The 10,977-nt window shown below is 71.1% G+C and carries 5 protein-coding genes; 2 read left to right on the top strand and 3 right to left on the bottom strand.

Translation table 11 applies throughout. The features are described 5' to 3' along the window. Positions 1–26: 26 nt before the first annotated feature. Positions 27–1,964 carry a BTAD domain-containing putative transcriptional regulator gene (locus tag EHS43_RS25460; RefSeq protein ID WP_260470705.1) on the bottom strand — a complete coding sequence of 646 codons (1,938 nt, stop codon included), beginning with the start codon at positions 1,962–1,964 and terminating at the stop codon, positions 27–29. 77 nt (positions 1,965–2,041) lie between these two features. Here EHS43_RS25460 and EHS43_RS48055 point away from each other — a divergent pair, with 77 nt between their 5' ends. Further along, a complete protein-coding gene (locus EHS43_RS48055; protein WP_260470704.1) occupies positions 2,042–2,164 on the top strand; it encodes a hypothetical protein in 123 nt (40 codons plus the stop codon). A gap of 265 nt (positions 2,165–2,429) precedes the next feature. On the opposite strand, the gene EHS43_RS25455 is transcribed toward EHS43_RS48055, so the two are convergent. Then, complete coding sequence (locus tag EHS43_RS25455) at positions 2,430–5,747, bottom strand: right-handed parallel beta-helix repeat-containing protein (RefSeq protein ID WP_125193091.1); 3,318 nt, start codon at positions 5,745–5,747, stop codon at positions 2,430–2,432. 73 nt (positions 5,748–5,820) lie between these two features. On the opposite strand from EHS43_RS25455, the gene EHS43_RS25450 reads away from it, so the two are divergent. Beyond that, the gene (locus EHS43_RS25450; protein ID WP_125193090.1) at positions 5,821–7,038 is read left to right on the top strand and encodes a S8 family serine peptidase; all 1,218 of its coding nucleotides are present in this window, start codon (positions 5,821–5,823) and stop codon (positions 7,036–7,038) included. Positions 7,039–7,070: 32 nt separating this feature from the next. Here the strand turns inward: EHS43_RS25450 and eccCa are convergent. Beyond that, on the bottom strand, positions 7,071–10,977 hold a 3,907-nt coding region (eccCa, locus tag EHS43_RS25445; RefSeq protein WP_185806399.1), incomplete at its 5' end, for a type VII secretion protein EccCa.

The raw sequence follows: 10,977 nt of genomic DNA, 5'->3' as shown, positions 1-10,977 counted from the left end.
GGGGTGACGAGGTGCGGGGAGGCGGGTCAGCGTCCTGGTTCCGCAGCCGGGGCCATCGGGCCCGCCGCGCGCAGATGCCGGGCCAGCCGCGCCTGTTCGGCGCCTCTCCTGTGTGTCAGCGCACGGGCGAACGCGGTGTGCAGCAGTTGTCTGGAGGACGGGGTGAGGGCGGAGAGCACCACTTCCCGGTGCAGCTCGGGGAAGCGGTACCGCCCCGTCGTGTGCTCGTCGGGATCCGCGTCCCAGACCAGGATGCGCGCGGTGACAGCGACGTCGATCAACGGCAGCAGCCGCTCCCGCGCCATGCCTCGGACCTCGGCGAGCAGGTCGATGTCCAGCGACTCGCCGTCGGCGGCGGCATAGGTGAGCAACGTCCTGACCTCGGCGGGCAGTTCGGCCAGTCGCGCCTGGATGACGCTGTGCACCGAGGCCGGCACCCGTGCCGCGGGGCCGGTGCGCCGGTCGGGTGGGAGTTTCAGCAACTCGCCGAGGATGAACGGATTGCCCTCACCGCGCCGGTGCAGCACGGCCGCCTCCCCGGCGGAGGCACTTTCCCCACGGGCGGTGAGCAGCTCGGCCACATCGGCGACCGACAGCGGCTCCAGATGCAGCCAGGTGGCGCCGCGACGGGCCAGGTCGGCCAGCAGTCCGCCGACCGCGGGGTCATCGGCGTTCCGCAGGGCGCAGACGACGGCGACGGGGGCGTCCCGCAGGACGGCGGCCAGTTCGCGCAGCAGAGCGTGGAACTCGGGTGGGGCCCAGTCGAGGTCGTCGATCAGGCAGAGAGCGGGCCCCCGGCCCAGTTCCCTCAGGAGGACTGCGAGCGGCCTCTCGTCTACGTCGTCCCGTTCCGGCGTGGCGGACCTCTCCTGACCCAGACCGTCCAGGAGTTGGGCGGTGGGCCACGCCAGAGTCATGCCCTGGTTCTCCCTGAGCGCCTGGCCGCCACTGGCGCGGGCGACGGTGAATCCGGCGGCTTCGGCCTGGGCGGACATCTCGTCCAGCAGCCGGGTCTTTCCTGCCCCCGGCTCGCCGGAGAGCACGGCCCACTGGGTGCGGCCCGCTGCCGCGGCCTCCAGGACGGTGGCCATGTGGGCGGTCTCCTCCGCCCGGCCCACCAGTGGTTCGGTGGCGGGCCGGGCGGCGGAGAAGGGGGCGGTGTAGCGAGAGGGGCGCTGATCGCCGAGGACTCCCGCGTCGTGCCGCAGGATGGCGGTGTGCAGGTCGCGCAGTCCGGGGCTGGGATCCAGGCCGAGGTCCTTGGCCAGCATGGAACGGAACGACTCGTACTGCTGGAGTGCCTCGACCGACCGGCCCGCTCCGTACAGCGCGCGCATCAACAGGGCCCAGCCGTCCTCACGGAGCGGAGCGGTGATGGTGAGGCTCTCGGCGACGCCGATCGCCCGCTCCACATCGCCGAGCTTGATGAGGATGGCGGCCTGCAGCTCTCTGGCGTCCTGGTGGGCGGTGGTGAGCCGGGCTGTCTCACGTGCCGCGAAGGCGTGCTGGGCGGCCTCTCCCAGGGCCTCACCGCGCCACAGTCGGAGTCCGGCTTCTATTTCGTCGCGTGCCACCACTAGTTGGCCGCTCCGCAGGGCCTGGCGGGCCCGGGCCACGGACTGGTCGAAGAGAACCGTGTCCCGCGCCTCCCGCGGCACCTTCAGGGCGTAGCCGGCGGCACTGTTGACCAGGACCGGGGAACGGCCCTGCCGCGCCGGGTCGAGCACCGAGCGCAGTCTGCTGATGTGCGCGCGGACGGAGGAGACCGCTCCGCGTGGCAGGTCCCCCTGCCACAGATCCCCGCAGAGCTCGCCCAGCGAGACGGGCCGGCCGTCCTCGATGAGCAGGCGGGTGAGCAGCACGCGGCGCTGCCGTGGCCCCAGTTCCACGGGGATGTCACCACGCAGCACCTGGACCGGGCCGAGCATGCCGTACAGCAGGGTCTGACCTTGCCTTTCGTTCACAGTGCCGCTCACCTTCCGGCGACTGCTGGAACGGTCGCCGAGGTGACACGTCCTGACGTGTCTCCCGGTAACCCGTCGTGCTCGACGATCCGTACGATCGCTCGCTCGTCGTTCGGATCGGCCTCGACCGTGTTCCGGGTGAGCGCCCTGTCGCCATGCCGGCCGGCCGCTCCGGCGACCGCGATGACTTCGGCAACTGACATCACGTGCTCCTGTCATTTCGTGCAGCGCTCAGCTCACGGGTGGCTCGGCCACGGCATCACGGGATGGACAGGCGGAGATCGTGGCCGTCTCCTCGGAGGCCGGCGTGCAGGGCAGGCGGCACCCGCGGGCGGTAGATCGTTGACGGTTGAAGTGCAGCCCAGAGTAGGAACGGCCGTACGGCGAAAGCTTGTACCTTCGCGACACCCGTTGGGATCTCGGCGACAACTTCGTCGGCGCGGAGAACAGGGCGGAGGGCGGATCTCACCACCCCTGCCCCCGCACGCCCGGCGCGGCGAGCGGCAGATCCTCCGGCAGCAGGGTCCGCAGGTCGTCCACGCTCGGTTGGCGAAGCGCCGTCAGTCGTCGGGCCTGCTGCGTGATCATCGTCTCCAGCAGTTGCCGGGCAAGACGCGCGTTGCCGAAGGAGCGGTCGCGGGGAAGGGCGTCGATATGGAGGTGCAGCGCTTCCAGCGTCTGCGCCGAGCAGGTGTAACCGGACTCCTCGGCATGCCGCTGCACGATGGTGATCAGTTCGTCGGTGGAGTAGTTCTCGAACTCCACGGAACGTGAGAAACGTGAGGCGAGGCCGGGGTTGGAGGCCAGGAACCGCCGCATCTCGTCGGTGTAGCCCGCCACGATGACCACCACCTTGTCACGGTGGTCCTCCATCAGCTTCAGCAGCGTGTCCACGGCTTCGCGGCCGAAGTCCTGGCCCGCTCCCTCGGGGGTGAGGGTGTATGCCTCGTCGATGAACAGCACACCGCCCATCGCGCTCTCGAACACGTCCTTGGTGAGCTGCGCGGTGTGGCCGACATAGCGGCCCACGAGGTCGGCGCGCGCCACCTCGACGAGCTGACCGCGGGGCAGTACACCGAGGGAGGCCAGCAGCCCGGCGTAGAGGCGGGCCACGGTGGTCTTACCGGTGCCGGGCGGACCGGAGAAGACCAGATGCTGGCTGATGCGTGGGGCCGGCAGTCCGGCGGCCTCGCGCTGTTTGGCCGTGGTGAGCAGGCTGACCAGGTCGGTGACCTCGCGTTTGACGGCGTGCAGACCGACCATGGCCGTCAGCTTGGCGAGCATCGTCTCCCGGTCGTCGGCCTCCTGCTGCCGGGTGGTCGCCGCCTCGCTGACGTCCTCGGGCAGCAGCAGCGTCAGGTCCCGCTCAGCGGGCTCGGTCATCGTGGCGAGCCGGACGGCCTGACGGTCCACCATCTCCTCGAAGACCCGGCGTGCCGCCCGCCCGTTGCCGAAGGTGGCGCCCCGCTCCATCGCCTCGAAGTGGGCCGCGAGCGTCGTCGTCGTACCCGGCCCCAACTCGTACTGGTTGGAGCGGCACATGCTCTCCGTGATCGTCACCAGGTCGTCGACCGAGTAGTTGTCGAACTCGATCGTGCGGGTGAAGCGCGAGGCGAGGCCCGGGTTGGAGGACAGGAACGACTCCATCTCGGTGGAGTAACCCGCCGCGATGACCACCACGTCCTCGCGGTGGTCCTCCATCAGCTTCAGCAGGGTGTCCACCGCCTCGCGGCCGAAGTCGTTCGAGGAGCCCCCGGAGGTGAGGGTGTAGGCCTCGTCGATGAACAGCACGCCCCCGAGCGCCTTCTTGAACGCCTCGGTGGTCTTGATCGCCGTACCGCCGATGACCTGGGCGACGAGGTCGGCGCGGGAGACCTCGACCAGATGCCCCTCCGGCAGCACGCCCAGCTGGGCGAGGATGGAGCCGTAGAGACGGGCCACGGTGGTCTTGCCGGTGCCGGGAGGCCCCGCGAACACCAGATGCCGGCTCATGGACGGCACGGGCATGCCCAGCCGTTGGCGCCGCTGGGCGAGCTGGTTGAGGTTCACCAGAGTGCGCACCTGGTGTTTGACGCCGTCCAGGCCGATCAGCTCCTCCAACTCCTCCAGTGCGTCCTGCGGTCCGGTGCGGCCCGGCTCCTTGCCCGCGGCGCGTTCACCGGCCTGCGCGGTCACCTCGGAGCCCCAGCGGTCGGGTGCGGCGTTGTCCGAGCTGGTCAGATCCAGCACCTCCAGCCGCTCACTGGCCCGGATCTGGGTCAGCCCGGCGCCGCGGTTGTCGCGGACGGTGCAGTCGCTCACGGTGACCGGCTCGGCCGTGTCGATGCGGATGCCGTCCCCGACGCTGCCGCTGATGCCGCAGGCGCGCAGCTCACCACGGGACCCGGTCGCCAGGAGGACGCCGTGCGCTGCCGCTCCGGTGATGAGCGCCCTGGTCAGGGCCAGTTCACCGCCGTCCTCCACGGCCACGCCGGAGGCGCCGCTTCCGTCGATCTCGACGTCGCGGACCGTGGCGACGCCCTCGCGGCCGACGGAGACGGCGGAGTCGCCGGAGGCGCGCAGCACACAGTCGTCCAGTTGGGTGCTGCCGCCGTCGGCGACGCGTATCCCGGCGCCGACAGCCCTCTCGACGGTGCAGAACTCCAGCCGCCCGCGGCCCTCTTCACCCACTTCGACACCGAAGCGGCCCGGAGCGGTGATGCGGGCGTGCCGGATCAGCGGATTGGCGCGCGAGCGGACCGAGATCGCGCTGCCCCGGGCGTCCGACACCTCCAGCCGGTCGAACTCCGGGGTCGACTCCTCGGTGAGCTGCACCGCGGCCGTGGGGTCGGCGCAGTCGCGCACCAGCGTGCGGAAGAACGACGGCGAACTGGAGTCGGCCACCAGGATCGCCGCTCCGCCCGCGGAATCGAACTCACAGTCCTCGAAGGTCCCGCGCGAACGCTCCGAGACCATCAGCCCGTGGCTCTTCGTCCGGGTGGTGGCACACCGCCGCACCAGGGGGTCGGCGCCTGCCGAGAGGGCGATGCCCGGCCCGGTCGTACCGGACACCGACACCTGCTCCAGCACAGGACGCGAGGAACTGGTCACGTAGACGCCGACGGAGGTGTCCCGCACGGTGGTGCGCACGACGTACGTCGTGGAGTCGCCCTCCAACGCGATCGCGGGCTTGTCCGTCCCGGTGATGTCGCACGACTCGATCGACCCCTGAGCCTGGCCGTTGGCCAGGACGCCGTTGCCCCGCGCATCGCGCATCCGGCAGTCACGGACGGTGGAGCGGGCGCCCTCACTCAGGACGACTGCGGAGGTGCCCAGATTCTCCAGCACACAGTTCTCGATGACGCTTCCGGTCTCGGACGTGTCCACGATCCCGGCACCCTCACGGTTGGTGACCCGGCAGCCCCGCATCGCCAGCGAACCCGTCTGGCGCGCCAGCACCGCCACCCAGCCCGACCCGACGACCGTGCAGTTGTCCATGGCCACCTGACCGCGCGGCGCGTCCACCACGGCCACGTCCTCGCTGCCCCCGCGCAGCACCAGATCGGTCAGCATCACCGCGTCCGCCACCAGCGTCAGCGCCGTACCCCGCCGTGGACAGATCTCCACACTTCCCGGCTCCCCGTCGGCCACGAGGGTCACCCGTGCGCGGACCGTGAGGTTCTCGGCATACCGGCCGGGGCGCACGCGGATCACCGCGCCTGTTCGTGCCGTGGCCAGTGCCGCAGCGATCGTCCGGAATCCCTCCGGGTGCTCCGGATCGACCGTAAGTACCTGCCGTGACACGTCACGCCCTCCTGGTTTGCTGGTGGATGGGCCTGGCCCGGAACCCGGATGCTGATCCCATATCATCTGCCGTATGCAATCTGACCGTTACCGCCGGGCTGCAGTACTCGCGGCGGCAGTCGCACTTCCCGCTCTGGTGATGTCCCCACTGGCCCAGGCCGACGACGGCGGTCCGGTGAGCCTGCCTCCGCTGCGGCTGCGGATGGCTGCCGACGACGCCTGCGCCACCGCTTCGACGAAGACGGCCGAGTCCCGGTCCTGGAAGCACCAGGCGCTCCAACTGTCGCGCTCCTGGCAGCTGTCGCAGGGCGCCGGAGTGACCGTGGCCGTGGTGGACACCGGGGTCGGGCTCCGGAGCCCCGCGCTGTCCGGCCGTGTCACGGCGGAGGGCCGGGCGGGCGAGGACTGCGTGGGCCACGGAACGTTCGCCGCGGGGCTGATCGCGGGTGCCCCCCTCGGCAACGGCGCCGTGACAGGTGTCGCGCCCGCCGCACGCGTTCTCGCGGTACGGGGGACGGACGAACGCGGCAACGCCTCCGCCGCGTTGGTCGCGGACGGCATCAGGTCCGCCGTGGACGACGGGGCCAAGGTCGTGTACGTGGGCCAGGCCCTGACCTCCGGCGCCGAGGAGCTGACCCGGGCGGTCGCCTACGCCCGTGGCAAGGATGCGCTGGTCGTCGCACCCGCGGCACCCGATGTCGTTCCCGAGGGCCCCGACGGGAAGCCCGACACCCGGGCCAGGAAGTACTGGCCCGCCGCGGTACCCGAGGTGCTGTCGGTCGTCGACTACGGCCCGGCCGGCACCCGTCCCCAGGGCGCGCCCGCGGTGCTCGCCCCCGATCTGGCGGCGCCCGGTGACTCCGTGGTCGGCATCGGACCCGAGGGCAGCGGTCACTTCATCGGTTCGGGCTCCTCGCTGGCGGCCGCGCACGTGGCAGGGGCGGCGGCGCTGATCCGTTCCTACCAGCCCGCTCTCTCGGCGGCCGACGTGTCCCGCAGACTGCTGGAGGCCGCCTACCCCGACGGGGTCCCCAAGCTGGATGTCTACGCCGGCCTGACGGCCGTCCTGCCGACCCGCGCACCCGCCGCCGAGGCCGAGGCCGCGCCCGCGCACCTGCCCCCGGCCGCGTCGGACGAGCCCCGCGAGCGGTCCCTGCTGCTCGGCGGAGTCGCCCTCGTGGTGGCCGTGCTGGTGGGTGCCGCGATGGTGATCGTGCCCCAGGGCAAGCGCCGCGGCTGGCGGCCGGCGGTTCGCAACCGTCCCTCCGGGGCGGGTGCGGGACACGTCTGATCCCGCACCCGCGGCACATCGGTGGCCCGGCATCAGGACCCCGACCGCAGGGGGCCCGCACCGGCGGCGTCCGGGTCGAGGAGCGCGGTCTGGACCTCCACCTGCGTGCGACGGGTGATGTGGGTACCGCGTCCCGGATGGAGATTCCGGCCCTTGACGTTGCCGAAGACGTACCCCTCGGTGGGTGGGCAGGACAGCAGGATTCCCGGGGAGTTGACCTCCTGCAGGCGACGCATCAGGGGGTCGTTGAGTCCGCGGCCGGCACCGGCTGCCGCGCGGGCGACAATCAGGTGCATGCCGACTTCGTAGCCCAGGGTGAGGTAGTCCATCAGGGGGGCGAAGGGCTGGTTGAGAGGGCCGCCGCCACCGACCATGTCGTAGTCGTCGACCAGCACGAACAGCCGGGGGCCGGTCCACCAGTCGCACAGCCGCATGCGGGCGGGGGAGATGTCGGGGCCCGGAAGCCTGGAGCGTACGGCGCGTGAGGCTCCCTCGACGAGTTCCTTGAGGGCGTCGATGGAGACGGCGTGGCCGAGCCGGTATTCCTCGGGCACGGCTTCGACGAGTTCGCGCCGGTAGTCCACGACCATGATGCGGGCTTCGTCAGGTGTGTAGCGGTCGGTGACGGCTTTGGCCATCAGACGGAGCAGGTTGGTCTTTCCGCTCTCCGTGTCGCCGACGACGATGAGGTGCGGGTTGGTGCTGAAGTCGTGCCAGAGGGTGTCCATCCGGTCCTCGCCCATGCCCAGGGGGATGCGGATGTCGCCCTCGGCGGGCGGGAGTTCGGAAGCGGGCAGGAGCGTGGGCAGCATCCGTACCGGGGGAGCGGGGGGCCCGCTCCAGTGCTCGCGGACCCGGGCGACCAGGTCGGCGACGCCGTCGGAGAGGTCGTCGGACCGCGGTCGGCCGTCGATGCGTGGCAGGGCGGCCAGGTAGTGGAGTTTGGAGTCGCGGGTCAGTCCGCGGCCGGCGATGCGCGGAACACCGGCGGCCTTGCGCACATCGATTCCGGAGTCCATCGGATCGCCCATGCGCAGTTCCAGCCGGGTGCCGGACTGGTCGCGGATGCTGGAGGACAGTTCGACCCACCGGGCGGTGGTGATGACGAGGTGGATGCCGTAGTTGAGGCCGCGGCCGGCGATGGAGTTGAAGGTCTGGATGTCCCGGTCGTAGTCCTGGCGGACGGTGGACCAGCCGTCGATGACCAGGAAGACGTCCCCGTGGGCCTCGTCGGGGAAGTCCCCCGCCGCCAGGCGTCGCCGGAAGGTGGCCATGGAGTCGATGCCGTGGTCGAGGAAGAACTTCTCCCGCCGCGCGAGAAGAGAGGTCACCTCGGAGATGACACGGCCGACCCGCTCCTTGTCCATACGGGTGGCGACGCCCGAGACGTGGGGGAGTCCGGTGAGGCCGGCCAGGGTGCCGCCGCCGAAGTCGAGGCAGTAGAACTGCACTTCGCGGGGGGTGTGCGTGAGCGCCAGCGAGGTGATGAGCGTGCGCAGCAGGGTGGACTTCCCGCTCTGCGGGCCGCCCGCGATGGCCACATGGCCGCCCGCACCGGACAGGTCCACCTGGAGCTCGTCCCGGCGCTGGTCGAAGGGCCGGTCGATGATGCCCACCGGTGCGACGAGCCGGCCCCGCCGGCTGCGGTCGCAGGTCAGTCCGTACGTGGCGTCGGGTGCCGGCGGGCCGAGCAGCTCGTCCAGCGTGGACGGCTCGTTCAGCGGCGGCAGCCAGACCTGATGGGCGGGGGGACCCGCGTCGCGCATCCGGTCGACGGCGATGGACAACAGGGAGTCGCCCTCTTCCTCGTTCGGCGTCTCCGGCTCGTTCTCCGGCAGGTCGGGCAGTTGCCGGGGCACCACCCAGGACGCCGTCCACGGCACCACCTGACTGGCCACCCGGGCCTGGTGGGCGCTTCCGCTGCGGCGGCGGTAGGGGCCGGAGACATAGGCGGCACGGAACCGGGTCAGTGCCTCGATACCGGTCTTGATGTATCCGCTTCCGGGGCGCGGAGGCAGCTCATAGGCGTCGGGCACACCCAGGACGCCCCTGCTCTCCATCGCGGAGAACGTGCGCAGACCGATCCGGTACGACAGATGGGACTCCAGCTGGTGCATCCGGCCTTCGTCCAGGCGCTGGGAGGCGAGGAGCAGATGCACCCCGAGGCTGCGGCCGAGCCGCCCGATCATGACGAAGAGCTCCATGAACTCGCGGTGCGCGGCCAGGAGTTCACTGAACTCGTCGACCACGACGAACAGACTCGGCAACGGCGCCAGCGGCGCTCCGTCGGCCCGGGCCTTCTCGTACTCCAGCGCCGACGTGTAGTTGCCGGCGGAACGCAGGAGCTCCTGGCGGCGGATGAGTTCACCGTGCAGGGCGTCCTGCATACGGGAGACCAACGCCACCTCGTCCGCGAGGTTGGTGATGACAGCGGAGGTGTGCGGCAGTTGGTCCAGCCCCAGGAAGGTCGCGCCACCCTTGAAGTCCACCAGGATGAAGTTGAGCGTCTCGGAGGAGTTGGTCAGGGCGAGCGAGAGCACCAGGGTGCGCAGCAGCTCGCTCTTGCCCGAACCCGTCGCACCGATGAGCATGCCGTGCGGACCCGTGCCCCCCTGCGCGGACTCCTTGATGTCCAGTTCCACCGGCGTCCCGTCCGGCCCCACCGCGATCGGCACCCGCAACCGCTCCGACCGGGTACGCCGCCCCCACAGCGAGGCCGGTTCGTGCCGATGAAGGTCGGGGATGCCGAGCAGGGAGGTCAACTCCACCTCGGCAGCCAGGGGTTCGGAGGACTCCTGGGCGAAGCCCATCCGGTAGGGGGCCAGCCGCTTGGCCAGTGAGGCCGCCGCGACGACCTCCATGCGGTCCGGCACTCCCAGCGGCGTGAGCTGCTCCTTGCGTTCGCGGTCGGTACGCACCAGCCGCATGACCTCCTCGGCCAGGTCGAGCCGGAGCGTGGCCCGGCCCGGCCGCCAGGTGAGCGAGCCGTCCAGGTCGAGGACGACCCCGTTGCGGAAGCCGGAACCGTCCATCCGATGCCCGCTCGGGACCGTGGCCCCGTCCAGGATCACCACGACATAGGGCTCCTCGCGCCCAGCCATGGCGTCGGGTTCGAAGGGGGGTCGTTCGGCGAACTCGGCGCCGAGGAGATGGTCGAGTTCGTTGACGGAGGAGACGATCATCCGCACCGCACCGGCGCCGTCGACGTCCTGCCGGTGGAGGTTGTGGGGAAGCCACTTCGCCCAGTCCCAGTCGGCGCGCCGCGCGTCCGACGTGCACACCGCGATCCACAGATCCTCGGGGGAGTGGACCACGGCCAGCTGCGCCACCATCGCCCGCGCCAGTGCGTGGACGCGGTCCTCGTCGCCGCGGAACAGCACCCTGGCCCAGGTGCGCAGATAGACGGCGATCGGCTGGTCGGGCACGGTGGAGTAGGCCCGGATGAAGCTGCGCAGGGCGTGCGCGCTCAGCGGCTCCAGGTCCTCCACCGGCTTGGTGGACAGCGGGGCCAGCCGCAGTCCCAGTTTCTGGTCGCCGACCGCGACCCGCACTTCGCCGAAGTCGTCGTCGGTCGGCCTGCGTTCCCACAGCCGGCTCGTGCCCACCAGCGACCACAGCCCGGCCGGCGCCGGGTGGCGCCAGGCCAGGGCCCGCTGTTGATCGGCCACCGCACCGCGCACCTTGCGCCGGGTCTGACGCAGATAGCGCAGGTAGTCCCGCCGCTCACCCTTGAGCCGCTGCTTGCGCTCGCTGCTGCGCCGCACCAGCTGACCCAGGATCATGGCGGCCGCGGAGACCACCATCATGCCCAGAGCGAGGTAGATGAAGGCGCCGCTCTTCGAACCACCGGGCCTCATGTACATGAGCATCATCGAGACCGACATCAGCGCCATGGGGAGGTAGTTCCAGATGGCGGAGCTGTCGGGGGTGACCTCGGGG

The organism is Streptomyces sp. RP5T (genome assembly GCF_003933965.1).
Classification (GTDB): domain Bacteria; phylum Actinomycetota; class Actinomycetes; order Streptomycetales; family Streptomycetaceae; genus Streptomyces.
Note: the sequence above shows the minus strand (reverse complement) of the source record. Positions and strands in the feature narration are given on the sequence as shown.

Bases quoted from the DNA above. Each gene is read 5' to 3' on its own strand.
- EHS43_RS25450 (WP_125193090.1), top strand. From the start codon at position 5,821: ATGCAATCTGACCGTTACCGCCGGGCTGCAGTACTCGCGGCGGCAGTC.